Origin of the sequence: Paenibacillus kobensis NBRC 15729 (assembly GCF_004000825.1) — a bacterium.
Taxonomy (GTDB): domain Bacteria; phylum Bacillota; class Bacilli; order Paenibacillales; family Paenibacillaceae; genus Paenibacillus_T; species Paenibacillus_T kobensis.
On the sequence record NZ_BILZ01000010.1, the window covers coordinates 81,288 to 106,030 of the forward strand.

The 24,743-nt window shown below is 50.2% G+C and carries 24 protein-coding genes; 8 read left to right on the top strand and 16 right to left on the bottom strand.

Annotation, left to right across the window (positions count from 1 at the left end; translation table 11 throughout):
- Nucleotides 1-6 precede the first annotated feature (6 nt).
- Entirely contained in the window at nucleotides 7-882 is an 876-nt protein-coding gene (locus PKO01S_RS09025) for a helix-turn-helix transcriptional regulator (RefSeq protein WP_246070506.1), read from the top strand.
- On the opposite strand, the gene PKO01S_RS09030 is transcribed toward PKO01S_RS09025, so the two are convergent.
- From PKO01S_RS09030 to PKO01S_RS09040, 3 genes are all read right to left on the bottom strand, one after another.
- A complete protein-coding gene (locus PKO01S_RS09030) occupies nucleotides 866-1,648 on the bottom strand; it encodes an ABC transporter ATP-binding protein (protein ID WP_127530998.1) in 783 nt (260 codons plus the stop codon). The two genes, PKO01S_RS09025 and PKO01S_RS09030, sit on opposite strands and share 17 nt — an antisense overlap.
- Before the next feature lie 170 nt (nucleotides 1,649-1,818).
- Nucleotides 1,819-2,529, bottom strand: coding sequence for an SDR family oxidoreductase (locus PKO01S_RS09035; protein WP_127530999.1), 711 nt, complete (start codon nucleotides 2,527-2,529; stop codon nucleotides 1,819-1,821).
- Between the two features lie 53 nt (nucleotides 2,530-2,582).
- Nucleotides 2,583-3,164: a TetR/AcrR family transcriptional regulator gene (locus PKO01S_RS09040; RefSeq protein WP_127531000.1), complete on the bottom strand. Its 582-nt coding sequence runs from the start codon at nucleotides 3,162-3,164 to the stop codon at nucleotides 2,583-2,585.
- Nucleotides 3,165-3,358: 194 nt separating this feature from the next.
- Between PKO01S_RS09040 and PKO01S_RS09045 the strand changes: the two genes are divergently transcribed.
- The 5 genes from PKO01S_RS09045 to PKO01S_RS09065 all read left to right on the top strand — a co-directional run bounded on the left by PKO01S_RS09045 (nucleotide 3,359) and on the right by PKO01S_RS09065 (nucleotide 6,418).
- Nucleotides 3,359-4,405 (top strand): AraC family transcriptional regulator, encoded by a 1,047-nt coding sequence (locus tag PKO01S_RS09045; protein ID WP_127531001.1) that lies wholly within the window; start codon nucleotides 3,359-3,361, stop codon nucleotides 4,403-4,405.
- Nucleotides 4,402-4,773: a VOC family protein gene (locus PKO01S_RS09050; RefSeq protein ID WP_127531002.1), complete on the top strand. Its 372-nt coding sequence runs from the start codon at nucleotides 4,402-4,404 to the stop codon at nucleotides 4,771-4,773. Before PKO01S_RS09045 ends, PKO01S_RS09050 begins: the two co-directional genes overlap by 4 nt.
- A 109-nt stretch (nucleotides 4,774-4,882) precedes the next feature.
- Nucleotides 4,883-5,293: a hypothetical protein gene (locus PKO01S_RS09055; RefSeq protein WP_127531003.1), complete on the top strand. Its 411-nt coding sequence runs from the start codon at nucleotides 4,883-4,885 to the stop codon at nucleotides 5,291-5,293.
- A 130-nt stretch (nucleotides 5,294-5,423) separates the two neighbouring features.
- Nucleotides 5,424-5,984, top strand: coding sequence for a pyridoxamine 5'-phosphate oxidase family protein (locus PKO01S_RS09060; RefSeq protein ID WP_127531004.1), 561 nt, complete (start codon nucleotides 5,424-5,426; stop codon nucleotides 5,982-5,984).
- A gap of 38 nt (nucleotides 5,985-6,022) precedes the next feature.
- Nucleotides 6,023-6,418, top strand: a complete 396-nt coding sequence (locus PKO01S_RS09065; RefSeq protein WP_127531005.1) for a hypothetical protein — start codon at nucleotides 6,023-6,025, stop codon at nucleotides 6,416-6,418.
- Nucleotides 6,419-6,495: 77 nt separating this feature from the next.
- Here PKO01S_RS09065 and PKO01S_RS09070 read toward each other — a convergent pair whose 3' ends face one another.
- From PKO01S_RS09070 to PKO01S_RS09080, 3 genes are read right to left on the bottom strand one after another with little or no spacing between them, the layout of a single operon-like run.
- Nucleotides 6,496-6,915, bottom strand: coding sequence for an HD domain-containing protein (locus PKO01S_RS09070; RefSeq protein ID WP_127531006.1), 420 nt, complete (start codon nucleotides 6,913-6,915; stop codon nucleotides 6,496-6,498).
- A gap of 51 nt (nucleotides 6,916-6,966) precedes the next feature.
- Nucleotides 6,967-7,347, bottom strand: a complete 381-nt coding sequence (locus PKO01S_RS09075) for a VOC family protein (RefSeq protein ID WP_127531007.1) — start codon at nucleotides 7,345-7,347, stop codon at nucleotides 6,967-6,969.
- 20 nt (nucleotides 7,348-7,367) lie between these two features.
- A complete protein-coding gene (locus tag PKO01S_RS09080; RefSeq protein ID WP_127531008.1) occupies nucleotides 7,368-7,937 on the bottom strand; it encodes a TetR/AcrR family transcriptional regulator in 570 nt (189 codons plus the stop codon).
- Between the two features lie 149 nt (nucleotides 7,938-8,086).
- On the opposite strand from PKO01S_RS09080, the gene PKO01S_RS09085 reads away from it, so the two are divergent.
- Entirely contained in the window at nucleotides 8,087-8,644 is a 558-nt protein-coding gene (locus PKO01S_RS09085; RefSeq protein ID WP_127531009.1) for a hypothetical protein, read from the top strand.
- Between the two features lie 346 nt (nucleotides 8,645-8,990).
- Here PKO01S_RS09085 and PKO01S_RS09090 read toward each other — a convergent pair whose 3' ends face one another.
- From PKO01S_RS09090 to PKO01S_RS09115, 6 genes are all read right to left on the bottom strand, one after another.
- Nucleotides 8,991-12,308, bottom strand: a complete 3,318-nt coding sequence (locus tag PKO01S_RS09090) for a glycoside hydrolase family 9 protein (RefSeq protein ID WP_127531010.1) — start codon at nucleotides 12,306-12,308, stop codon at nucleotides 8,991-8,993.
- Between the two features lie 215 nt (nucleotides 12,309-12,523).
- Entirely contained in the window at nucleotides 12,524-15,712 is a 3,189-nt protein-coding gene (locus tag PKO01S_RS09095) for a glycoside hydrolase family 2 protein (RefSeq protein WP_127531011.1), read from the bottom strand.
- Complete coding sequence (locus PKO01S_RS09100; RefSeq protein ID WP_127531012.1) at nucleotides 15,709-17,133, bottom strand: glycosyltransferase family 2 protein; 1,425 nt, start codon at nucleotides 17,131-17,133, stop codon at nucleotides 15,709-15,711. The genes PKO01S_RS09095 and PKO01S_RS09100 overlap by 4 nt, the downstream gene beginning before the upstream one ends.
- Before the next feature lie 28 nt (nucleotides 17,134-17,161).
- Nucleotides 17,162-18,145: a HEAT repeat domain-containing protein gene (locus PKO01S_RS09105; protein ID WP_164779543.1), complete on the bottom strand. Its 984-nt coding sequence runs from the start codon at nucleotides 18,143-18,145 to the stop codon at nucleotides 17,162-17,164.
- Nucleotides 18,142-19,044, bottom strand: coding sequence for a response regulator (locus PKO01S_RS09110; RefSeq protein WP_127531014.1), 903 nt, complete (start codon nucleotides 19,042-19,044; stop codon nucleotides 18,142-18,144). The genes PKO01S_RS09105 and PKO01S_RS09110 overlap by 4 nt, the downstream gene beginning before the upstream one ends.
- Before the next feature lie 278 nt (nucleotides 19,045-19,322).
- Nucleotides 19,323-20,306: a GntR family transcriptional regulator gene (locus tag PKO01S_RS09115; RefSeq protein ID WP_164779544.1), complete on the bottom strand. Its 984-nt coding sequence runs from the start codon at nucleotides 20,304-20,306 to the stop codon at nucleotides 19,323-19,325.
- A 184-nt stretch (nucleotides 20,307-20,490) separates the two neighbouring features.
- On the opposite strand from PKO01S_RS09115, the gene PKO01S_RS09120 reads away from it, so the two are divergent.
- On the top strand, nucleotides 20,491-21,024 hold the full coding sequence (locus tag PKO01S_RS09120; protein ID WP_127531016.1) for an HPP family protein: 534 nt from the start codon (nucleotides 20,491-20,493) through the stop codon (nucleotides 21,022-21,024).
- Between the two features lie 116 nt (nucleotides 21,025-21,140).
- Here the strand turns inward: PKO01S_RS09120 and PKO01S_RS09125 are convergent, their stop codons facing one another.
- The 4 genes from PKO01S_RS09125 to PKO01S_RS09140 are packed head-to-tail and all read right to left on the bottom strand — an operon-like array spanning nucleotide 21,141 to nucleotide 24,739.
- Complete coding sequence (locus PKO01S_RS09125; protein WP_127531017.1) at nucleotides 21,141-22,151, bottom strand: ABC transporter substrate-binding protein; 1,011 nt, start codon at nucleotides 22,149-22,151, stop codon at nucleotides 21,141-21,143.
- A gap of 33 nt (nucleotides 22,152-22,184) precedes the next feature.
- Nucleotides 22,185-22,967 (bottom strand): ABC transporter permease, encoded by a 783-nt coding sequence (locus PKO01S_RS09130; protein WP_127531018.1) that lies wholly within the window; start codon nucleotides 22,965-22,967, stop codon nucleotides 22,185-22,187.
- Nucleotides 22,968-22,991: 24 nt separating this feature from the next.
- Entirely contained in the window at nucleotides 22,992-24,032 is a 1,041-nt protein-coding gene (locus PKO01S_RS09135) for an ABC transporter substrate-binding protein (RefSeq protein WP_127531019.1), read from the bottom strand.
- Nucleotides 24,033-24,070: 38 nt separating this feature from the next.
- Complete coding sequence (locus PKO01S_RS09140; protein WP_127531020.1) at nucleotides 24,071-24,739, bottom strand: YcnI family copper-binding membrane protein; 669 nt, start codon at nucleotides 24,737-24,739, stop codon at nucleotides 24,071-24,073.
- Nucleotides 24,740-24,743 lie beyond the last annotated feature (4 nt).

The following is a 24,743-nucleotide window of genomic DNA, read 5'->3' on the forward strand; positions in this document are numbered from 1 at the left end:
AAATTGATGAAGACGAAGGAGCATAACAGCATGGAACGGCTGCAAGAGCTGGCCCGGTTTCTTAAATCGCGGCGGACCCGTCTGTCACCGGAGCAAGCCGGCCTGCCAAGCGCCGGACGCCGACGTACACCAGGGCTCCGTCGGGCGGAAGTTGCACAACTATCGGGGATCAGCGTTGATTGGTATACATGGCTGGAACAAGCGCGCCCCATTCAAGTGTCTGCTCAAGTGCTGGAAAGCATTGCCCGGTCACTCCAGTTGAACCAAGATGAGCGCCGCCATTTATTCCTGCTGGGCATCGAACAGCTGTCTTCCGGTCAGCCGGAAGAAGAGAAGACCGTCATTCGACCGTCCCTTCAGCTCTTCCTCGAACAGCAAGGAAGCAGTCCGGCGTTCATAACCGACGAACGGTTGAATATTGTAGCGTGGAACAAGATGGCTGCACTTGTGTACGGAGATTATGGCGCCATGTCTGCCCGCGACCGCAACTCGGTCTGGCGGTCATTCACTTCACCTTATATACAGGAACTGCTTCAAGAAACGTGGGAAACACACGCGCGTCACCGGCTGGCTCAACTGCGCGCCAATTACGGCAAGTTCGCAGGCGATCCATGGTGGATGGCATTGATCGAGGAATTGAACGAAGTAAGCGGACATTTTCAGGAATGGTGGCCGCAGCACGATATCGTGACCGGTCCGGAAGGAATGAAAACCAATTATCATCCTTCCGCCGGCCGGCTCGTATTCGAGCAGCTGTCATTTCAAGTATCGGATGCTCCCCATCTCACCGTCACGATTAATATGCCGGCGGACGAGGACACGTTAAGCAGAACGAGAAAGCTTCTATTAGAAAGAGAAGAAGGGGCTATCTCACCGCTCTAACATAGTACCGGTCATCATGCTTCTCCACCGCAACCGGCGCTTCGAAGAAGCTGGAGAGCACGTCTGAGCCCAGCATGGACGCTGTCTCGCCTTGCCTGACCACTTCCCCGCGCCGAAGCAGCAGCACCTTCGAGAACATTGGCAAGATTTCTTCCGTGTGATGCGTTACGAATATCATCGTCGGACTGTCGCTGCGGCCTGCCAGCTGTTGAATGCTGTCCAGCAGCATCTCGCGCGAGAATAGATCGAGTCCGTTACAAGGCTCGTCCAATATGAGCAGCTTCGGATCTGCCATTAACGCGCGGGCGATCAGCAGCTTCTGCTTCTCGCCTTGCGAGCAGGTCCGATATTCCCGGTCAAGCAGGTGGGAACAGCCCAGAGTCGCCATTAACGATTCCGCGCGGGCATATTCCTCCTCCCCAGTCTTCTCGTATAAGCCGATTGAAGCGAATTTGCCGCTGATCACGACATTTTGCGTCCGGTCCGTGCCGTACAGCTTCTCTTGCAGAGATGAACTGACCCAACCGATCGATTGTCTAAGCTGCCGAAGATCGATCTCGCCGAACCTGTGGCCGAGCACGTTAATTTCGCCTTTAGTCGGCCAGATGTACCCGTTGATCATATTGAGCAGCGTCGTTTTGCCAGAACCGTTCAGCCCAAGCAGCGCCCAATGCTCATTGGACCGCACTTGCCAATTCACGTTGTTGAGAACGGTATGATCTCCCCGCCTCCAGGTTACATCCCGTATGTCAATGATTCGTTCCATCTCGTTCCCTCCTGCAATGCCTTAATTCCTTCAGCTTAACGGATGGAAAGCATCGTTGTCATTATGAATACGTGCTATTATTGCAGCAACTATTGCAACTGTTGCCAAGCTTTCATCCGGCAATGCTTCCGTTTCCAGGATCGTTCCAAAAAGGCCAATCGGAGAACTTGCTACCAAGGAAGAGCCTCTTGTTTATGAAAAAACTGACCGGAGGGCCCGTCGCTAGGCAGCGTCGCCAAATATACTGCGGTCTCCGCTCCTTCATCGATCTCCATGACGGCGCCTGCGCCGCCCATCTCCGTCTTCACCCATCCCGGATGGCAGGCGTTCACTTTCACATTCGTGCCTCGAAGCTGAATGGACAGCTGTGCGGTCCATGCATTCAACGCCGCTTTCGACGTCGTATATCCCGGAGCGGATGCTCCTGCGTACATCTCGTCGCTCATTATCGTGCCGAGCGATCCGAGAATGCTCGACTGATTGACGATTCGTCCGGCGGGACTTTCTTTCAGCAGAGGAAGCAAGGATGAAGTCAGCGCATACGCGCCGAAGAAGTTCGTATCGAACGACCGCCGGAGCATCTCAACTCCGTCACCCTCATGATCCAAATAAATGCCCGCATTGTTCACGAGAATATCGAGCTTTCCGTATTCCGCCTTGATCTTCTTCGCTGCTTCTTGGATATGCCGGTCGTCCGTAATGTCCAGCTCGATCGGATACGCCTGAATCTGTTCTGCTTGCAGCTCGGCAGCCGCTTGCTCGGCCTTGCACAGGCTTCGCGCTCCCAGCAGCACGACAATGCCCTGCCGCCCGAGTTGGCGGGCAATTTCCTGCCCAATCCCTTTATTCGCACCTGTAATTAACGCGATCGTATGATTCATATGAAAAACCTCCTATTTTGTACTCATCGGTACATAATGTTGAAAAAAAACTCTTACTCCAGCAGAGTAAGAATTTCCGCAGCAACTTGCTTCGCGTATTCACGATCCGGCTTCGCCTTCATCGTCACAGACAGCCCAATCGCCGATAACGTCAACAACCGCGCGGTCGAAGAAGGATTGAGCCTCCCCGGTAATTCGCCCGATCGCATTCCATTGTCTATCAACTGCCGGAACAGCTCCGTCAACCGAGTCTGGTATTCGCCCGTGATGTCCGCGAACAGAGAATCATGGGGGGCCAGTTCGACCATCGTATTAACGCACAGACAGCCGAAATCCGGGTTATTGCCGGCTGAACCGTCAACCATTCCTTGAAAATAACCAATTAAGGATTGTCTAACGGAAGTGGCGCTGCGAAGTTTGTTTTCAATATATACAAGGCTCGACTTGGTGTACGCTCTCAGCGCGGCTTCGAACAACTCCCGCTTCCCGCCGAATGCTGCATACAAGCTGGGACGCCCAATGCCCATCCGCTCCGTCAGGTCGCCCATTGAGGTCGCTTCGTACCCTTTCTCCCAGAACACGCGCATTGCTGCAGACAATGCTTCTTGTTCATCGAATTCCCGCGGTCTAACCATTGGCCTCCACTCTTTCTGTACCGATCAGTATAAATCTATTTTATAGAACAATATTCCAAATCGTCAAGGGAAGATTTGTGTAACGGGAAGGACAGTTCAATCTTTCAGCCGAATACATTAATAAATTAGACGTTATCCGAAATATTACAAATAAAGCTAGAAACAATTGAAGCTAACGGGAGGATAGATTTTGGTTGAGAACCAAAAATGTTAATCTTCAGCAGGAGCACATTGCTATTATTAATAAATTGATCGATTATATCGATGAGCATCCGGAGAAGTCCTTAGAATTAAAAGTTTTGTCGGAGATCGCCTTGGTTTCCCCTTACCATCTTCATCGAGTGTTTAAGTCTATAACAGGAGAAACCATACACGCTTATGTAAAACGAATACGTCTTGAAAAGGCAGCCAGCAAGCTTAAATATTCCGAGACGATGGATATCGGTGAAATATCCAGACAATGCGGTTTCTCGTCGATCCCCCTTTTCTCTCGTTCATTTCGGAATTATTTTGGCGTTACCGCTACTGATTACCGCAACACCTATTCTATTAATAGCAGTTCACGACAAATGAAAAGCAAGAATAATCAACCGAGATCAACATGGCTTGCCTATAATGAGGATGTCGCCAATGAACAAGAACTAGATATCAAAATAAAACGAATGCCCCCTTGCTCCATCGCTTACATCCGTACGGACGGGAGGATGCTGGGAAGAACATTCGAGGAGAACCAAAGACATCTTGCTGCTATGGGATCGATCTTCGACTGGGCCCGTCAGCATTCGCTATGGAATCCAACGACGACTTCACTTCTAAGCATGGAGTATCAAGATCCGAATATAGCGGAGGAAAAGGGTATGCGGTTGGACTGCGGGCTGACCCTATCGAAACCGATTGAACCGAGTGGAGAAATCGGGTGCCTTCGATTGGCTGGAGGCCAGTATGCCGTTATGCGGATTTTCGACACAACGATGCAGGCAAGAGTGCAAGTAAAACGATTGTGGGAAGAATGGCTGCCGAGCAGCGGCTTTTATTATAACAGCCGTCCCGTCATCATCCTTCATCAAAATAATCCTTCATGGGACCCATCGCATCGATACTTGATCGATTATGCAATTCCAGTCAGTCCCAAGTTGTATCCGGGCAAGAACCAATCCCCATTTCGAGACGATAAGATTAAACCGCCGCCCCGGTCCGGTATGCCAAGGCCAATCCATTTTTTTGAGGAGGAACATTCATGAATTTATTTTTTAACGGCAAGGTTGTCATCTGGCTGCATGTCAGTCGGTTTGAAGAGGCAGTCGAATGGTATAAGGAATATCTGGGGCTGACATTGGCCGACAACATGGGCGATCTCGCATTTTTCCGTTTAAATGACGACCATACGAAGCTGGCTCTTGTGAAATCTAATCTGGAAAATCCGAAAACCCACGCCGTTCTCGATCTGCAATCGGATAATATCAAAAAGACGTACCAGTTGCTCAAAGGACGAGGGGTTAAGGTAGACGACTTAGTGAATCCCTATTGGATTTACCATGAATTTCACTTCTATGATCTGGAAGGCAATAAGTTGAAAATTCATGGGTTTGCGAACGAGAACGAGCATTGATCACCACATTATCAGAATGGGAAAAAGGAAATTTGAAGTTCTAAAACGACATTAACTGAGCGTAGAATATACTTTTCAGTGAGTCCAAATAAATTTATAGGATGACTATATGTATATCATAGAAGCACAGAATGATAAAAGAGCTTGGATATCAGGAATTTTTGATAATGAGTGCATGGCACGAACCTATCTTGAATCCATTCCTTCGGAGCTCAAGGAGAACCAGAAACTAATACAAGTCCAACTCTCATATCCATTTCACATCGTCGAGAGAGACAGACATTTCAAATATGTAGGCAAGGATGAAATGATACGAGAGTTAGACCAAATTGATTTGGTTAATGATTCAGATAAGGTTTACTTTAATATCTATACCATTACCTCAGACTACCAGCCAAATCTTCCAGGAACGGATTACATGGGGATATTGAACCACGATCACATTACCAATGACTTTATGACGTGGTACAGCAATGAAGGAGAAGAGTTTCTAAAGAAACGAAGAATATTACCGGAGTAAACAGAAACATTAGCTAACAGCAGCCAGCAGATATTAGGCTGCTTTTTTTGTTGAAGGATGAGAGCAGGATAGTTCAAGCACTTCGCGAATAATTTCAATTATGGCGAATTTACATTTTGAGGTGATCCGTTTGGGAACTGTATTCGAATCCATTCAGCCTGATCATGAACAATTTATTAAAGAACAAAAAATGTTTTTTGTAGGTTCAGCAGCATCTACCGGTCATGTCAATATTTCACCTAAAGGGCATGATGTCTTTCGAATTCTCTCGCCGAATAAAGTTGCCTATCTTGATCTAACAGGAAGCGGTAACGAAACCAGTGCTCAAATTACGGAAAGCAACCGGTTAACTTTTATGTTCATCTCATTTGAAGGCAAACCATTGATATTAAGACTGTATGGAAGCGGAAGAGTCGTATTGCCAAATACAGAAGAATGGAATGAACTTGCACCTCTCTTCGACTTGCTGCCTGGTTATAGACAAATCATTATTTCTGAAATTGAAATCGTTAAAACTTCTTGCGGATATAGCGTGCCCTTATATTCTTTCGAAGGCGAGAGAGATATATTGTTAAAATGGGCTGTTAATAAAGGAGAAGAGAACTTAACTCAATATAAAAAGAACAAAAACTCAATTAGTATGGATGGAATACTGACGCCGATTGGAGCTTCTCTTGCTGAAGAAGAATGAGATCCGGTGCAGCATAAAGCATTGAAAAGGAGCCTTGTATGCCAGAGAGCGATTTCTCCCATACCCTGCCGCTAGATAAGTTCGGGGAGTTTATGATGAAAAACTTAAGAGACAGGGCAATTGATCATTATGATATGCTCAGTGATGGGATGTGCAAGTCTCCCTCATTACAACAGATACAGGCGGAGCTTAATCAATTTAATGAGGAACAAAAAAATCTCATACGAACTATTGTTTTTAGATGTGTAGGGAATGGAATTCATGACCTACTCTTCGGGTTACAAGAGGCATATGATAATGATGAGAAGATTGCTGTGATTGTAGACGGCGTGAATGTGGCCGAAGTAAGTGATGGCCTGCAAGGAGAACTATTTACCGAAGATGGCTGGTATCACCGGTTTAGTAAATTCGGAATGGATCCGGAGAACACATAAGCTTCAAAAAAACAGCGACAGTTCTTGGACTTTATTTTCTCGTCCATAGCTGTCGCTGTTTTAATGCTTGTACCCGATTAGACCGTTTCCAGTTTCTCAATCGCTCTCTGATACTTCTCTAGTCGCTTATAATCTTCTTCTGTAGGTACATCAATACGAGACATATCCATGTTCTCCTTGATGTCCGCAATCTTTACGTTCCTTGAGATACGATTTCTCATTGTCTTATCAATAAATTCATTGTAACTATCCTCGCTCACTCTAGTCAGCAACTGAATTGCCACTAGTACCTCTTCCGAAAAGCCTCTCTCTCTGAGTTGTTCTATCGTAAAATCAGAATCTTCAATGACATCATGCAATACGGCAACTATCTTTTCTTCGATTGTATTTACTCTATTCATGACTGCGAGAGGATGTAAGATATAGGGGTTCCCTCCCTTGTCACATTGACCCTTATGAGCTTCTAACGCTATCGCAATAGCAACCTCTATATCCAAATTTCCACTCCCCTAATGAATTTGATTTAGGTGTTTTTTGGAGCATTGGCTCTAATTCAATCGATGAACAATCTCATACTTATTGCCGCACGGATCTTCGAAATAAACGGCGTAATAAGTTGGACTAATCGGGAATAGACGCGGGCCGTCATTAATCGTGCCGCCGTTATCCTTAACCAACTTCGCGATACGGTCCACTTCAGCTTGATCTTCCGCCCAGAACCCGATCAGATTGTCGTTAGGCTTAAAGTTCTTCTCTTCCGTAATCGCAAAATAAGCAGCGCTTGGCAGTTCGCAATCCGCGGCAAATACTTTCCAATTCAAGCTATGGAACGTTCGGGTAAACCCGAGCTCCGGCAACAGCTTCTCATAAAAAGGCAGTACGCGCTCCATATGAATGACGCGAAGATCGATATGGCTGAATTTATTCATCGGTTATGGCTCCTTCCGGATTAAGGGGTTAATGCTCTGACAAACAACTCGATGCTGGACTGTGCGAAATCTTCCATCGTAACCTTCGTAATCGCTGACGCGCCGAACAACTTCGACATGAATGCTCCGTAGTGCATCCACATGAACGTGATTGCCTGTGTCTCCGCATCGGTATCGATGATTAATCCTTTCCGTTGCATCTCCGTAAAATAACCGGTTAACAGCTCTAACAGCTTCCGGGGATGCTTCTGCGCGTTCGCGCGAATCTCGGACAGCTCGTCCTCTTTGAGTACGATAAGAAACATTTTACGATTGCGTTCCATTATTTCATGGTACATCTGACTGATAACGGACAAGTCTGCTCTTAAATCCCACACGACCTTCTCATTGAACAGTTCGGTCATCTCAACCGAGTAATGGTATTGTTCGACTGCCCGCTCCAATAGAACTTGCTTGCTTCCGAAATTGCGGAACAACGTCATCTCGCTTACCCCTGCCGCTGCGGCGATTTCTTTGGTCGATACGCCTCTGTATCCTTTCTCCGCCATTAAATCAATCGCGGCAAGCATGAGTTTACTTTTGTTATCCATTGGCGGTTCATTCTCCCTATGATAGTTAATGCTCACTAACATTTTATTTGTATCTACTTACGATGTCAATAATATCCACAAACCTAAAAACATGAACAGGTGTTTACGACAACGACACCGAATTACAAGATTTAGGAGGTGATGTCAACTTGAGACGACCTATAATTCTCGCAATCATTCTAGCGCTAATGCTGCTCGCTGCTTCCGCTTGCAGCAAATGGCCCGGTGCTTTTTACACCGGTGAGGAGAAAACGGCAGCCGCCTATGTAAAAGCGAGAGGATACAAGATCGTATCCGATCTCGGAGAAGCTCAAGCTTATACCCTTTCCCGTGATCATATCGTCCAGCTGCCTTATATGCAGTACTGGGCTGTCCAGAAGGACAAGCCCGATCCGTACTTCGGCAAGACGATTACTTCCTATGCTTTTGTCGTGACCAGCCATCCGCTCGAGAGCAAATTCGATTCGCACTATGCAGCAAAGGAATACGAGATTCGAGTCGTCATCATGCTTTCCGAGGGACGCGCTGTTGGCGGCTACTCGTTCCCTATCAGGAAAGACGGGATGGCATTGGCGGGAGGCGTTTATTCTATGGAGGGAGAAACGCTGGAAGAAATAACGGGGTTAAACTATAGCGAGTGGCTGGAGGATTGGGAGAAAAGGTATGGCGAGTATCAATCGGCACCGAATGCAGTACGGGTAGATTAGAAAGTGAAGCGAAGTGCTGGATAGGCATGGATTGGGATTGGCCGTAGTGAATGCAGCGCTCGTGAAGATTCATTGCATTATGTGCAATGAAACGCATCAACTATTTCCCTGAGAATGTGCCTCATTGTAATCTATACAACGGAAAAACGGCCCAATCGCCAAAAAGCTTCACTTCAACCACTAACCATCGTTTCTCCATTGTATAAAGTGCAATGGGCCCGACTTGTTCGAACTTAACGCACGAATTCGTTGTACAAAATGCAAGGAGCGAACAAGCATCCAGCGGTAAACAGATGGAAAAGGGGCTGCCCCGAAGTCTAATGACTTTTGGGACAGCCCCTTATGCCTATACGCGCAATTGATCCAGCAGCGCTTTGATCTCCGGCTCCAGCTGCAGTGCATTCAAGATGACTTGAAGCGCCTCAGCCCGCGTGAGAGCGGATTTCGGTTTAAACTCGCCGTTCGACATCCCTTGGACAAGGCCAGCGTTCGCTGCATCTTGGATAGCCTGAACAGCGAAAGCGCCTGCGTTCGAAAGGTCCGAGAGGCTGACGGCGTTCCCCTCTTGCTTCACCGATTGCAAGTTGATCAGTCTAGATAGGATCACGGCCATCTCTTCGCGGGTAATGATTTGATCCGGCTTGAATGTGCCATCCTTATACCCTTGGATAATACCGTTCGAAGCTAATGTCTGCACGGCCTTATGTGCCCAATGCTGGTCCATATCCGTAAAGGTTGCCGTCTTCGAACCGCTTTCGAGGTTGAACACACGGCTCAGAAGGGCAGCGAACTCCGCACGGCTGATGGCAGCATTCGGTTTCACCGTTCCATCCTTGTATCCTTCCAATACGCCGAGCTGAATGAATAGGTTCAACGTATTCTCAGCCCAATGGCCTTGTGCATCGGCTGGAGTTTGTCCAGGTGCAGCAGCATCTTTCAGTCTGCTCTTGAGATTGCTCAAGAGCGCTTCATAGTTGATCACACCATCTTTAAACACTGCGTGACCAGCAGGTGCAGCAGGCTCTTCCGGCTTCTCCTCTGCAGGAGTTGTCGACGGATTCGTTGTCGGCGTTGTCGATGAAGACGGCGGCGATGTTACGGGCGGCGTCTGCACCGTCACGGAATAGCTCGCTGATATTCTGCCATCCTTCGAAGCCACTTTAATTTGAGCGGAACCGACGGCGATGGCATTTACCGTAAATTGCGTTTTGCCCGTCTGGCTGTCATACGTCATGTTCGTTACCGTCGCTACGCTCGTATCGCTCGAAGTGACATTCACGGATTTGGCCGTCGCATTGGCAGGGCCTGCCGTCGCTTCGATTATCGTCTGACCGCCCGTCCACAGTGTGTCGTTTGTCCGGCTGAGCACGATGGACTCCGTCAATTGGGCATCGGTCAGCATCGCAATCAAGTACGTCAGCGGCGAGTTGTAATTGATCGCCTGTTCGTTCGACTCCCAATCGATCGTAGACTCGTTGTAGGCTTTCGCCGGGAACTTCGCTTTCGAGCTGTTCGGCCCGCCAGGCATGTATCCATTCGGCATCTCGACAATGAAGTCACGCATATAGATCTCATGGTGCGTAATATGAACGCGGTTCTCGCCATAGCCAGTAATATAGCTGAGCTGGAGAGGGTTCACGCCGAGCAAGTAGTTCAAATCCCCTGCCGCCACTTGCAGAATCGATTCGTCGAACTGGCCGAGAATTCGGCTGCCGATCGCAAGGCTCATCGGCATGCTTGCCACATTCGCGTTCGCTCCCCAGTAGAAGCCCTCATTCGTTGAATTGCGCCATGTTGCCTGGTTCAGCGCCATGTCGACCGCCTTGTTCCGCCATGCCGTCCATTTCTCCGTGAACCAGCTCTTCACTTGCGCGTCGACGATTGGAGCACTTAAGTAATGATAATATCCGATCATCTCCATGCCATTAATGCCATGCGAGAAATCGGCAGCGTCGAACTTCTCAGCAAAATCCGTGTAATGCCCCACGACGTAATCATTATACTCGGCTTCGCCAGTTGCGCGGTAAAGAGCACCAGCAGCGTAGAAACGGTCGTTCTTGTCATTGTCGTCATTGTAAGGCCCGTCCGGCTGCGCAATATATTCCGGATGAGCCGCCAAGTACTCCCATCCTCTTACGGCTGCTTCGAGCAGTGTATTGGCGTACGTCTCCATCCCCGGTACATTGTTAAATACGATCGAAGCATGTGCCAATGCCCCTACTGTATTAGCCGTTTGCCCTGTCGGAATGATGCTGGAAGATCCCGTTCCGTCCATAATGAACCGGTTCGGCGATTTCTCCCGGATGACATAAGCGTAGAAGCCGCCGGTAGCATCATCCTGCATCTTCAGGAAGAAGTCCGTTTCGACCTTGATTTCGTCCAGCAAATCCGGCACGCCGTTCCCGCTCTCCGGTATATTCAGCTTGCCATCCGTGAACAGATGCGGGTAAGTCTCATAGGCCCATAGCAAGTCGGATACAGCCGTTGCTGCAGCCGTTACATATTTGCCGGTATCGCCGGCATCCCACCAGCCCCCGGACACATCCTTCGTAATCGACGGGTTCGATTGCAGCGGCAGATTGCTGTCGATCTTGTGGAGGCCTGTCCGTGCGTACACACCGGCATGAGCTGCATCCAGATCGACATTGGCACGCTGGAAGTAGAAGAACTTCTGCACATCGCCGAGCAGATCTTTATAAATCTGCGTTCCGATCTCAAATACGACCGACGGATCGGCAACTCCGTTAACCGTTACGTAGTACTCCCCTGGCTCGGTAACCGTTGTAAAATCAGCCTTGAACACCTTCTCCCCCGATAGAGGATCGTAAGCCTTCACCAGCGACAAAGCGCCGGAATAAGCAATGCTGTCATCGGCCTTGCGCTTCACTTGGAACGGTGTTCCAACATCAACCGCCAGCTCATTATAATAGCCGCTGACCAGCGCATACTTCTCTCCCTGCTGCACATACCCGACCTGGTTCACTTTAACCGCTGCCGCCGACGGCTCTTTATCCGGGGACACGATCTTAAGGTTGCTAATCCACACCGTTAGGGGCGCGTTGCTAAGACCGGTCAGCTTCAACAATTGCACCTTGCTCATATCGAAGACCGGATTGCTGTCGATAATCTCTTTCATCGGAATCGATACATGCTGCCATTCGGTCGTCACTGGCACGTAAGCATTCACATCCTGCGACAACGCGTCTTCATTCGTCTCTTCCGGATTCTCGTCTCCGTCTTTATAGAAAGATCCGTTCACCATACGCTCATGGACGCCGTCACGGAAGCCAATCTTGAACGCTTCTCCTCCATGCAATCCCGCTACATCAAACTCCAACGAGCCGTTCGCATAGTAAGGGGCAAAATTAATGGTTTGCCATCCGTTCGTTTGATAGTGGGCAGCCCACCAGTCCGTCGCTTCAATCTTTTTGGCCGCTGCTCCCCGGTAGGTATCATCTGTAACGGTAACGCCGTAACCCCAGCCATAATCGGTAATCGGAATATCGCGAAGCTTGTTCCATTCCGCTCCTCCTGGCGGCAGATACGGATCACCTTCACTTGCCTTCACTTGAACCGCTGGTGCAAGGAGCATAGCAATCATGATGCCTGCAAGCATCATCAGCATCGTAGACCGTTGGCGCATAAACGCCTTTGTTCCGTACATCCTAAATCCCCCTTTTTAGTGATTAAGCGCTTACATACCAATTTACAAATAAATCCTCTTCTGAGAAACCCCAATAATTAGAGGCTTTTTCAGAGAGAAATTAGACATGTCCATTGGCAGCGCGGTTACGGGGATTGGGGTGTCTACCACGCTCTGGGTGCTAATACGCCAAGAAGGCCGATACGACGAGGTATCGGCCTTCTTGCTGTCCATGATCACTGTTGATGACCATAAGTCTCTTTCAAAATATAGTAAGATTGCTTCAATCGCTCTTGGTACTTCGGCGTTTCCCAATTGTCCCACGTGTAGCCTTTCATCGGGGCTATTAAACCCTTCTCGCTTCGAGGGAAGGAATCCCGCATAGTGCCCTGTTCATCCATGAACATAGCGCCGATTCGAATTTGGTCAATCGAGACGCTTGCACCCATTCCTTGCTTGGTGAAATCACCCATAAACTCTTTCCGGCTAGGATCCATCGATTGAATGAGCAGCCAAGGAATTCTTAGCTCTATGACCCCGTCCGGACCAATCGAGTAATCCGTCAGCGAGTCATAGCTATCGGCTTCCGGGTTGCCGTTGCCCTCCTTTAATTTGCCTGTCTCATAGGAGACGAACGGTATCGTCCGTTTCTCTGTCGGCAAATAATAGTCTTTATTGAGGGCATACAGAATGGGATTAAACACCCCGCTATTAAACGAAGCCGGCTTCTCATTAACCAGTCCAAGCAGATGGCCATATTGGAAATTAAAGATGTCGTAGTATGAATCGACCGTTAATCTGGACTTCGCACCGTTCAACTCTGCTAGAAAGTCAACGCCGTTCGAGAATTTTACCGACTTATTTCCTTGGATGAACGTATTTCCTTGCCCAGGAACGACATCGAGCATAAACGTTGGAAACCCTTGAACAGCCTTGTTCTTATCGTAATCAAGACGGAGATATAAGTAACGTTCATCATGGTCGATCGTTAATTTATGGAGAATGCCTCCGTCTTTCTCATAAAGCGGCGGATTGGTCCATTCCTCACCGTTGCCGTCCACTTTGATTTTAAGCCGGTCGAAGCCGAGCAGACCGAACTGCTGCTCGCTCGTTTGGGCATTGGACCAATACGGCCGGCGGTTGGGGTCGTCGTAATCCATCGTGTTCCAAGTTCTCTTGAACCACTCGTCCTGCCATATAAACACGATTCCTCCCAGCAATCCTTCTGCCATGATGTCTTCATATAGCCGTGCTGCAATCTCGCCCTGCTCCTTCTCGGACAGGAATCCTTGGTTCATCCCGAACGGGTTCTCGTGCGTCTTGCCTCTGGAGCCCGGCACTCCATACTCGGCGACCAGAATCGGCAACCGGTGCGCCGCATGAAGCTCGTTCAGATAGGCCGCATAATTGTTCCGTTCGCCCCGATGATCGACATACGTCAAATAATGCGGGTTGTAGTTCAAGAAATCGGGGTAATACGGATAAATATTATAGGAGGCGAACTGGCCGGCAAGCTTCATCTCCGCCTTCTCATAAATGACGTTCGGATCTACCGTGACCAAATCTTCCTTGCCTGAAGAATCGGCAGGGTGAGTCAGAAGGTCCGTCGTCACCCAGTTGGTAAAGCTCATGGGGCGAACCGAGTTGTACTGTTTCTTATCGTACTGCGCGATATAATCCATCTGCTGCGCAAGCCAATACTCGAACGGTCTTGCACCCTTCGTCTCGAAAAAGGCGCCTGAATATTCGCCGATGCCGTCATGTACCTTATTCGTATTATCGACCATGAAAGGGTACCATTCGATCCCGATGATCCAACCGATCACATATTCGGATATATCAGATTGATAGACACCCGACGAATGACCAGGCTCCGGATGGACGATCTTGTTGCCATGAATGACATCGACGATATTTTTCATCTCATCATGGAACTGTTCAACATTGTCCTTATCGAAAGCATCCAGCGAGTCCTCCAAGCTTTCCTCGTTGATCCATACCCCGTGCATGACATAAATCGGTTGCTTGTGAGATTCGTTATACCGTTTGAGCGCATTGTAGAAACCCGGCGGATGGAGGGTGAACACCCGAATCGTATTGGCGTTCATCTCGCCGATATCCTCGAACCATCTGTAGTATTCATCTTCGGTAATCGCGGCTTCGCCGGGGAAGGCACCCGGTTTCGACATGCCGATATTAACCCCTTTGATCGTCATCGGCGTCCAGACGCCGTCCTTCTTGACCTCGATCTTATCCCCCTGAACGCGGGCCGGCACGCTTAATTGTCCGGTATTCGCCGTTGCTGCCTCTGCCGGCGCTTCCTCGAACCGTTCCAGTATCGATTGCATCATCGGATAGTACGTCGACCAGTAGAACGATTGATCCGAGTACTTCTCTAGCAGCTTGTACAGGCTGGGTAAGCCCTTCATTTGATAAAATTTCGGAACGCTTCGCGTATCGTTGTAATCGCCAGCATTATAGTAGCTCGTCGACATCCGATGCGTCATGGCCACGACGGCAGCGAATTCCGCCGGGATGCCTTTCTGTTCCAGCAAAGCCTTTCCGTCATCCGTCAAGCTCCACTTATAGTTGGCCAGCACTTCCGTCCCGGGCCTTGCAGTGACGATATCGAACCAATATTCATAATTCGGACTTTCGTTCAGCCCGAACCGCTTAGACCCTTCGTCTGTAAAAGAGAGCCGGATGCCTTTCTCCGTCACATGCTTCGACAGCTCCAGCACGACCACTTCTCCGGTCATATCGTTAACCAGGATGAAGCCCGGACCCTGATAGGTCCATGGCGCTTCATACTGATCGACCAACGACTTCGGTATTTCGTCATTCCGTTCTGGATCGAGCTCATCGAAGAACCGTCCGGTCCATCCATTCCAGTCGATGCCCATATAATCCGTTACCTGTTTGCGGACGGCCGGGTCTGTAGGAGAGGCGAAGGTGTTAAATTCCGAGATGAACAAACTTTTCTTCGGCTGAATCAACCTTTCGGCGATCGCTCTCCACTCCTCCTCCTCAAGCCCTCCGTATAGTTTGCCCGAAGGAGAGCCTTCGCTCGGCGCGGTGCCCCCAGGCAGATCTTCTTCATATACGCCATAGGTGTCCGCCATATAAATGACATCGTAATCATCATATTGCGTCGGCAGCGGCCGAATTTCATAGCTCTGTCCATTATCCTTCGGCACGAATCCCTTATAATCGGCAGCTCGATCATAGGAACGGCCGTCATCGGTCGTATATTTGAGATGGTTAAGGAGCCACGTTACGCCGAGGTGCTCGCGGTACGACTCATCGGGCACGGTTTTGTCGATAATCGCGATTCTCAGCTCGTTCTCGTCCTCGAGAAGCCACAGTACGATCGGCAGCAGCACGGCAACGAGGATCATAACTCCAATGATATATAATCGTTTCATTCTGCGGCTCCTTTCTCCGAGAACCCGACCCGCGCGATCTGTCCCCACGTTTTTCTTCGGAGAAGGAACCGGATCAGACCTTCCACCCGCCAGAACAAGGACAAGGGCTTGTACCAGAACACTTCGGTCATGGCCAGCAAGATCATCCGGATAACCTCGCGTCGTCTTGGATAGGTATTCATGCTCCATGCCTCCAGAAGCACAGACGCAATCGAGAACAACGTGCCGTACAGGATGAACAGCAGCATGAGAAGGATTGCAAACTCGTAATAAATATTGCCTAGGAAGAATGCCGCGACGACATAGATATACCCGCCAATCTCAATAAGCGGCCCTAAACATTCCACTAGCCAGAAATAAGGAAACGAAATTAAACCAACGGCTCCGTATTTCGGATTAAACGTCATTCGTTTGTGTGCCCACAGGCTTTGAATCAGCCCTTGATGCCATCTGCGGCGTTGATTCCTCAAGCCTTTCAGCGTTTGAGGCGCTTCCGTCCAGCAGACCGGATCCGGCACGAATTCGATTCGATTGTCCAAGTCCTGCTCCTTAATAAAGCGGTGGAGCTTGACGACCAATTCCATATCCTCACCGATCGTATTGCAGCTGTAGCCGCCAACTTCAACAACCAGCTTCTTATTAAATACACTGAAAGCGCCGGATATGATAAGGACCATGTTCCATCTGCTCAATGCAATCCGGCCCATTAAGAACGCTCGCAAATACTCGATCACTTGCATAACGATAAGAGCGCTATTGGACAACATCGTTTGATGAACGGCACCATTTTGCACATGGAACCCATTGACGATACGTACGTTGCCGCCCGCAGCGGCCACAGCGCCATTGGACAAAATAATGGGCTTCATAACGCGCAGCAGAGAGTTCTCCTCTAATATCGAATCGCCGTCAATGGAGCAAAAGTAAGGGTATCTGGAATAGTTAATGCCCGCATTGAGCGCGTCCGCCTTGCCTCCATTCTCCTTGTCGATCAGCCACAAGTGGGAATGAATCGCAGACTGGTATACGCCTGTAACCCGCTTCGTCTCCAGCTTGCCAGCCCTCGGCTTATCAACGCAAACCATTCGAAAGTGCTCCATGACGAGCTGCAGCGTACCGTCCTTCGAGCCATCGTTCACAACCAGCAGCTCCGTCTGCGGATACTTCAAGCTCAGCAAGGAGTAAATGCTGTCTATTACGCCTGCCTGCTCGTTATACACGGGAACAATAATCGATACCGGCTTCGAATAAACGGCGTCAATCGTGCTTTCTTCCAGATCACGTTTATCTAATTTGTACTGTCTTCTTAATTCGATCTGGGCAAACACAAGCATAACGCTATAAACCAAAATAACGATGGCCATATAACAAAAGATGGTCCATCCAAAAAAATACATGATGCCTTCTATCCATCTATTCATCTCATATCCCTCTCACAGGACACTGTATTTAATATGCCGGCTCTGCATCCCGCTTCCCCGCGCGTTGTCTCCGTTCGGAGATGGCCCTGCCTGCCTCCTCGCGTACATACCAAGAGCTATCGTTCATCAGCTTCTCCAAATACGGCAGCGACTGTTCATCCGGCAGACGCTGGAGCAATAGGGTCATCATGAAACGCTCTTCCCAGACCGGCGAGGCTATAAATGAGTCATATTCCGTTAGATCAATCCGAATGTTCAGCTCGTTGATCGCTTTCAATGAACGGATCCGTATTTCCGAATCCTCGTCTCGCAGACAAGCCTTCAGGAAATCGAGCGTATCCATCTCTTTTCTAATCCCAATCGTATCGATCAGAGCATAGCGGCACTCGGGTACCAATTCCGTATACCGCTGTTTCAGTTGTTCAAGAAGTGAAGGACTGAGCAACAGCATGTACTGCTTGTATTGAAATTCGGACATCTTCACCGGCATGAACAGGAAGGATTCGATGAACCGTTCCTCACGGAACAGAAGCTTGATTTTGAGCAATTGAAAATATTCGTCACGCGAAAGCTTGGCCCGTTCCATCTGCTCGCACACATCCAGCAGCGCATAGATCTGAAAGTCCGCTATACGATACAGGCTGTTCATTCGCTTCCCCCAGTTGCGGCTCGAAAGCATTCGTTTATAATGGCCAACCAGGTGCTCATTCGCAAATTGCTTTATTTTGCCGCGAATATCCGCATCGGACACATTCATTAAATAAGATAAAAATATTTCCTCCACGGCTTCGATTTCGTACGGAGACACGGGCACCATTTCCTCGGAGAATGGCGCTAGATTGCGGAAATATTCATACCAGTGCCGATTATGCTTCTCGATATAAGCCTTCTTGACGTGTTGATTCGCTTTCTCTCTCGTACGCGACCAAAATAAATATAGAGTGATCCCGATGAGCAAAAGCGTGAACAAGAGAATGATCAATGCCACCCATTCTATTGCCACCGTAATCATGACCATAACCTCACTAACACCCGCTTAAGCTGAGATTCGAACAGACGGATGTTGAATGGCTTGACGATGTAGTGGTCGACGCCACTCTCGTACGCCGCTATCATATCCTCTTCAGCGTTCCGCTTGGTCATCATAAACACAATAAACTTGCCGTTGTTCGGCATTTGCCGAAGCGCATATACAACTTCCATCCCGTTCTTGCGCGGAAGAATATCGTTCGTAATGACAATGTGCGTATGGCTGGATCCATACCAATCGGAATCGAGAAACTCCAAGCCGTCACGGAAATCCCGTATATCCAATTGGATATCGTCGAATCTCAAGTTTTGGAGCGACATTCGAAAAATATCTTTGAAGATTTCGTTGCTCTCCAGAATGCTCACTTTGATCCGCTCCGCTTTGCGCCGCTTACCGCTGCGGACAAATCCAATAGGTCCTCCCGGCCAGCTCGCGGCCTCCGACAGCGCTTGACGTGATTCATTCATTAAGTCGTCAAATTCGATATCGTTATTGCCAATTTCCGCGATTGCAGCGACGAACGGAAAGGGATCGCCAAATTCGCCCGCGACGCCCGTTCGCTTCATCTCCTCGTACAGCCTTTGGATGAACGCCTTCGCTTCTTCCTCGCCGCTATGGGATAAAATAACCCCCCACTCCAATAGCCGATCGAGCTGAAAAAGCACATCCGTCTGCCTTAATTTCGCCTTCAAATGGTTATACATTTGCTGGGTAAGCTCCATTTGCTGATCTGGATTGTAACGCTCCTGTTGCAGAACCGAAATAAGCACGACAGAAATCGTCTTCCTGCTGCGAACCACATTCGCTTTAAGCAAAGTAAATATATTGAGGATATGCTCTTCCGATATAATTGGAATATCACGGAAAAATTTACTGTTCATGATATCACCCTTATTTCATTTAAAAGTTATTCCTAACAATTATATCGGAATATTTCGACACTGAAAGCACTAAAATCGACAATTAGTGAGTGATTTCCCTATGCAAACTTCCGATTATGATTCATTTTATTTATGAGCGTAAACAAAAACGCCGCCACGGGAAGCGGCGACGCCTAATGGTAATGATTCACGGTTAGAACAATGGAGAAGCAAGAACAACCGCCGCAATAAAGACGATCTGCACAGTAGTCGGACTGCCCCCTGCGATTTCCAGCCATTTATGAATCTTGGGAAGTTGCGTGAGACAGATCCGCGAGCATGTTGACGCTGCTTTTTTCCAACACCATCGGATACAGCTCTACTTTATCGGATGCCATCGTTCTAAGCTCTTCGAACACAGCGGCAGATGCATACACCTTGTCTGCCTGCTGGATCGACTTCGCCAGTTCCTTCCGGTTATCGATGCCGACCGCTTCGGACTCGATCTGCATCAGACCTGCTTCGTGAACGTTGCGTGCCATCCATTGTCCGCCAGCCTTGCCGAGACAGACAAAGCTCACCTTGCTGCCGGGCTTCATCTTCGAAATCTCGACTAGAAGAGGCATTTCGATTGTAGCGCCAATGACGTGGATCGTTTTCTTATACGAGGCCAGCCGCTGCTTCACTTCATCGGCATGGTTCAACGTCGTCACGATGACATTCGCATGCCCGATCGCTTCGATACTCGCCTTTTCCATCGCATTAAGGTCCTCTATATACACGGTGGCCACTTCTGCATTCGTTATCCGCTCGATTTGTTGACGATAAAAGGGATGATCATGCTCTCGGCATTCGATGAACACGATGCGCATACGCGGTGCGGTTTCCGTTTCATTCAACAGCACGTACGCTAATCCGGCCACAAAAAAGTCAGCCAGCGGGATTCTTTGCGCTGCCGCCTCTTCCATCGCCTTCACCGCCAACTGCTGCATCGCCTCGCGGTTTTTCCGCAATTGCCCGACCTGCTCGTTGTCCATCACTTGCGTACCCCGGCCTTTGTGCATCGACAGCAGTCCTTCGTCACGCAGCTGCGTATACACAAGGTTCACCGTATTTCGGTTCAACCCCAATTGATCCGCCATTAGATTGGCAGATGGGAGCATATCGCCCGGCGCAATATTCCCGAGTCCAATGAGCCACTTCAATTGCTCTTTCAGTTGAGTATTCACGCTAAAATTCAATCTCGAATCTGCTTTAACAAGCAGTTCCTTGTGTTCGCTCATCGGAATTCTCCGTTCTTCGGCAGAAGAGTTGATCTTCATTGTCAGTATTACTATACCACTATACATTTGGTCATTTCATCCGTCGTTTCGTAAAATGCAGATTGACTTCCCTTTGAGCTCCGCATAATATACATATATGAATAGTTGACTAGTTAATTAGTTGTTTATTGAGGAGTGAACGATCATGCAATCTTCTTCTACTTCTTCATGGATCCGTTATCTGTCCAAAATGTCAGGATCCGGCACAAGTCCGCTCACCGTATCGGTTAAGACCGCACTTATCGGCTTTATCGGCGGATCTGCCGCAATCGGCCTTCTTGCTTACTTGACGCACCTAACCACTTCCGTATGGCTGATGGCACCGTTCGGAGCGAGCTGCGTTCTCGCATTCGGGTTATGGGATGCGCCTTTGTCCCAGCCCCGGAATATCATCGGAGGCCATCTGGTGTCTACTGCGGCCGGACTGCTGCTCGTTCATCTGTTCGGCAGCGAATATTGGGTGCTCGGGGTCGGGGTCGGCTTGGCTATCGCTCTTATGCACGTAACCCGGACGACACATCCGCCTGCCGGAGCGGATCCGATCGTCGTGATTCTTGCAGGCAGCCCGTGGTCGTTCTTGTTCCATCCGGTTCTCATCGGCTCTGTCGCCATCGTGCTGCTTGCCTTATTGATCAATAACCTCGATCCGCAACGCCGGTATCCGAAGTTTTGGATATGACAAAAAAGCTGCCCCTAAAGTCCATTTTGGATAGACTTTTGGGGCAGCTTTTCATTGGATTCAAATAACAGTGAAAGACAACTGCGCAGGCGAATGCTCTTACGACCGCTGTGCTCTTACGGCCGCTCCGGCATCCAATCGCGGGCAAACCTCTGAACGTCCATACGGCTCTTCCTTCCGCTCAACTTGGCAGCCGTATCCGCAAGGGTCTGCTCCTCCTGTACGATGCTGGATAGAAAAGGCGCGGTGCCATACGCTTTGCGATCGAATGAGCCGAGCCAGCCGGCATGCTCAATGCCCGTCAGACCGGCCAGCAGCTCCGCCGCGTCATGGACTTGTTCGCCGAGCCAATCATCGTAACCGCTAATGGCGTCGACTGCAAGCTTGAACAGCGGCTCCCTTCCTTGCAAGCTTTCGGGCGTCGTCACATAAATATCTCGCTGAGCGGCGGACAACGAACCATCCGCGATGATCCGGATGCCGAGCGGCTCGATGCGGCTCAGCTCCGGCTCGCTTACGGCCCAAGCATCGGCGTCTCTTCGTTCCATGGAACGAAACGTATCCGCAGGAGCAAGCTTGAGCGGCTTGACGTCCCGCTGCGATAGACCCGCCGAATCGAGCGCTTGCAGCAGCAGCAAATGCTCATTGGAGGAAGGCGCGTAGGCGATTCGCTTCCCTTGCAAGTCGGCCGCCGAGAAGATATCGGAATCCAGCGGCACGACGATGGCGTAAGCGGAAGGATTCGCCGGTTCGGCGGCCAGATAGACGAGCGGAGCATCCTCCCGGTGCAGCAGAGCGGGAACGGCATCGCCTATGGCGCCGATGTCGACACGGCCTTCCTCGATGGCCTGGAACAGCGATGCATCATCATCGAACGGCTTCCATTCGACGGCGTCCGAGGACGATTGCTCCGCTAGCTTCGCTTCCAGATCGCCCCGCTCCCTGAGACCGGTCAAGGCGCTGCTTCCGCTGTACCCAATCTTCAGCTTGCCGCTGTCCACGGGCTGCCTGACCACCTTCCCGGCTTCAACGTCATGGCCGCTGCCGCATCCGGACGAGAGCACCGGAAGCAGCAGGGCTGACAGAAGAAGCGCCGCAAGCGCTAACCGCGGTTTCAGCCTGCGCATGAATACCCGGGCTTGCCGCTGTCCATTTGACCGTTAACCATTGTTGGAAAGTCCCTTCCGCCACCGCGTGAACCGCGATTCAATGAACGCCAGCACATAGTTAAGCAGCAGCCCTAGAATGGCGAGCAGAATGATGCCCGCGTACATGTCCGGAATTTGGAAGACTTCCTGCGAATTCAGAATATAGAAGCCGAGCCCTCTCGACGAACCGATCATCTCGGCCGCAACCAATGCGGTAATGCAGTACGCCCCGCCCAGCCGAATGCCGGTGAAGATGCTCGGCGCCGCCGCAGGCAGAATGACGCGGAAGAACAGGAACAGCTGCGAACCTCCCATCGACTTGGCAGAATCGATCAGCAGCTTGTCGACTTGCTTCGTCCCGCTGACCGTATTCAGCAGAATCGGCCAGAACGACGCCCAGAAGATGATCGCTGTTTTGGACGATTCGCCGATGCCGAGGAACAGGATGAAGACGGGGAACAAGGCGAATGCCGATACTTGCCTAGCGAGCTGGAGAAGCGGATCCAGAATCGTCTCGAACCGCTTAAACCAGCCGAGCAGCAGCCCTATCACCGTTCCTGCCGCAATCGCGAGCAAGAGGCCGGACAAGGAACGGCGCAAGCTTGCCGCCACATGCTTCCACAACTCGCCGTTCTCGATCAGCTTCCAGATCGAGACGACGACATCCGACGGCGGGCTTAAATAGGCGGAGTTGACGATGCCAAGACGCGGCAACAGCTCCCAGATGACGAAGAACGAGACGATTGCAAGACTGCGGTCGACCGCTTTTTTGATCCCATTGGCTTTACTGCTCATGAAAGCTCTCTCCTCTCCAGCCGCCTATACCGAAGGTTTGGTTGCAAACTCGTTATATTCATTCGTATAGACATCCTTGACCGTCACTTTGCCTTTCGGAATTTTATCGTATTCTTCCAAAATATCGATATAGTATTGAATTGGATCTTCCGTCACGACAAGATCGTCCACGTAGGCGTAACGGTCGATGTATTTCACATCTACGCCCAGCCGTTTCGCGATAATTTTTTTGGCTTCTTCCGGATTCTTATTAACCCAGTTCGCCGTCTTCGCGATAGCCGATACGAAATCTTTGACCGCTTGCGGGTGCTTCTGCGCGAATTTGCCGTTTACGCTGTACGGAGCCATCCCGCCGAGACCGCCGTCCAAGTCATAGTCGCTCCACAGTTTGACCAGCTTCTCGTTATATTCCGCCTTGCCCGAGAACGGCGCATGGATGATGGCGAGGTCAATGCCGCCCTGCTCCAGCGTCTGCTCCTGTTTGTCGTCCGGAACGACGAGGAAATCAATCTTGCTAATGTCGACGCCTTGCTCCTTGAACCATTTCTTCGAGACGAACTCGGCGCAAGCGCCAAAGCTGTTGAAGCCGATCGTCTTGCCTTCCAGATCCTTCGGCGTCTTGATGGAGCCGTCATTACGCACAAAATATTTCATATGCGGAGCTTCCTTGAGCGTCTTGCCCCCTGCGGATACGACTTTGATATCCGCGCCGCTGGCGATGGCCGATATCACGAGCGGCACCATCCGCGCGCCGAAGTCGATGTCGCCCGTTCCGACGAGCGGAATGATTTGCGGCGCGGCCACCTTGCCAACGTATTTCGGCCTAGTGCTCGTGCCGTCGAAGTAACCGAGCTCGTCGGCCAGATAGACCAGATCGAAGCCGGGATTGTCCGGATATTTGAATTCGACGATGCCCTCTCCTCCAGCAGGCGCTGCAGTGCCTGCCTTATTCGGACCTTCCTCCGCTTGTTTCGAGGAGTTGCCGCAAGCCGACAAGGCTACCGCTAAAGCGAGTACGGTCACGAGCTTCGTCCAGCTTTTCTTGATCAACACGTTTGTTAACATCCTCTATCTCTCCCTGTACCTAAATTTGATTAACGTTCTTATAAGGCGGTTTGTTTCCGGTCATAAATGCGCAGCGTCAGAAACAAAGCCAACACGCCTGCGCTGAGTGCCGCCACCGACACGTAGAAGGCCGGCGACTGCAGCAAGCCTGAGCTGCTGCTGGTAATGCCGCTGCCGCCGCCTGATTCAGCCGAGGCGTGCGGTTGCGACACGGCTGCAGCACCATGATGATCGGCTTCTCCCGTTCCCGGCAGCACCGCTGTAATGGAAGCCGGCGTCTCTGCCTCAGCACCTCCGGCCCATTCCACGACTGAACCGTTCGCATATGTCTGAACCGCTTTCCAGACGAGCTGCTGCGCGTCGTCCGCCACCTTGCCCTGCAGCTTGAATTCGCCGAATTCGCCGTCCTTCAGCCCTGCTCCTTCGGCCGTCCAGACGATGGAAGACTTGCCGCCTTCCGCATCGGTGCTGAAGGCATAGCTCCAGCCCGGCTGCGGCAGGACGCGGCTGATTGCGACCCCTTCCGGGAATAGGAGCTCGATCCTCGTCGTCTCCGATTGCTGCTCCGTCGGCACGCGGACCGTGAACACCTCGTAAGCTCCCTGCTTGGTTTCATTCGGTGATACCGATACATGAGCGGATACCGTTCCCGCCAGCGCTAGCATAAGCACAAGCAGAACGATTGCTCCGGCTGTCCATTTGGCCAATCCG

Excerpts from the sequence above, each read along its gene's own strand:
- PKO01S_RS09025 (WP_246070506.1), top strand. The coding sequence starts at position 7 with ATGAAGACGAAGGAGCATAACAGCATGGAACGGCTGCAAGAGCTGGCC.
- PKO01S_RS09030 (WP_127530998.1), bottom strand. The coding sequence starts at position 1,648 with ATGGAACGAATCATTGACATACGGGATGTAACCTGGAGGCGGGGAGAT.
- PKO01S_RS09035 (WP_127530999.1), bottom strand. The coding sequence starts at position 2,529 with ATGAATCATACGATCGCGTTAATTACAGGTGCGAATAAAGGGATTGGG.
- PKO01S_RS09040 (WP_127531000.1), bottom strand. The coding sequence starts at position 3,164 with ATGGTTAGACCGCGGGAATTCGATGAACAAGAAGCATTGTCTGCAGCA.
- PKO01S_RS09050 (WP_127531002.1), top strand. The coding sequence starts at position 4,402 with ATGAATTTATTTTTTAACGGCAAGGTTGTCATCTGGCTGCATGTCAGT.
- PKO01S_RS09055 (WP_127531003.1), top strand. The coding sequence starts at position 4,883 with ATGTATATCATAGAAGCACAGAATGATAAAAGAGCTTGGATATCAGGA.
- PKO01S_RS09065 (WP_127531005.1), top strand. The coding sequence starts at position 6,023 with ATGCCAGAGAGCGATTTCTCCCATACCCTGCCGCTAGATAAGTTCGGG.
- PKO01S_RS09075 (WP_127531007.1), bottom strand. The coding sequence starts at position 7,347 with ATGAATAAATTCAGCCATATCGATCTTCGCGTCATTCATATGGAGCGC.
- PKO01S_RS09080 (WP_127531008.1), bottom strand. The coding sequence starts at position 7,937 with ATGGATAACAAAAGTAAACTCATGCTTGCCGCGATTGATTTAATGGCG.
- PKO01S_RS09090 (WP_127531010.1), bottom strand. The coding sequence starts at position 12,308 with ATGTACGGAACAAAGGCGTTTATGCGCCAACGGTCTACGATGCTGATG.
- PKO01S_RS09095 (WP_127531011.1), bottom strand. The coding sequence starts at position 15,712 with ATGAAACGATTATATATCATTGGAGTTATGATCCTCGTTGCCGTGCTG.
- PKO01S_RS09100 (WP_127531012.1), bottom strand. The coding sequence starts at position 17,133 with ATGAATAGATGGATAGAAGGCATCATGTATTTTTTTGGATGGACCATC.
- PKO01S_RS09105 (WP_164779543.1), bottom strand. The coding sequence starts at position 18,145 with ATGATTACGGTGGCAATAGAATGGGTGGCATTGATCATTCTCTTGTTC.
- PKO01S_RS09110 (WP_127531014.1), bottom strand. The coding sequence starts at position 19,044 with ATGAACAGTAAATTTTTCCGTGATATTCCAATTATATCGGAAGAGCAT.
- PKO01S_RS09115 (WP_164779544.1), bottom strand. The coding sequence starts at position 20,306 with ATGAGCGAACACAAGGAACTGCTTGTTAAAGCAGATTCGAGATTGAAT.
- PKO01S_RS09120 (WP_127531016.1), top strand. The coding sequence starts at position 20,491 with ATGCAATCTTCTTCTACTTCTTCATGGATCCGTTATCTGTCCAAAATG.
- PKO01S_RS09125 (WP_127531017.1), bottom strand. The coding sequence starts at position 22,151 with ATGCGCAGGCTGAAACCGCGGTTAGCGCTTGCGGCGCTTCTTCTGTCA.
- PKO01S_RS09130 (WP_127531018.1), bottom strand. The coding sequence starts at position 22,967 with ATGAGCAGTAAAGCCAATGGGATCAAAAAAGCGGTCGACCGCAGTCTT.
- PKO01S_RS09135 (WP_127531019.1), bottom strand. The coding sequence starts at position 24,032 with ATGTTAACAAACGTGTTGATCAAGAAAAGCTGGACGAAGCTCGTGACC.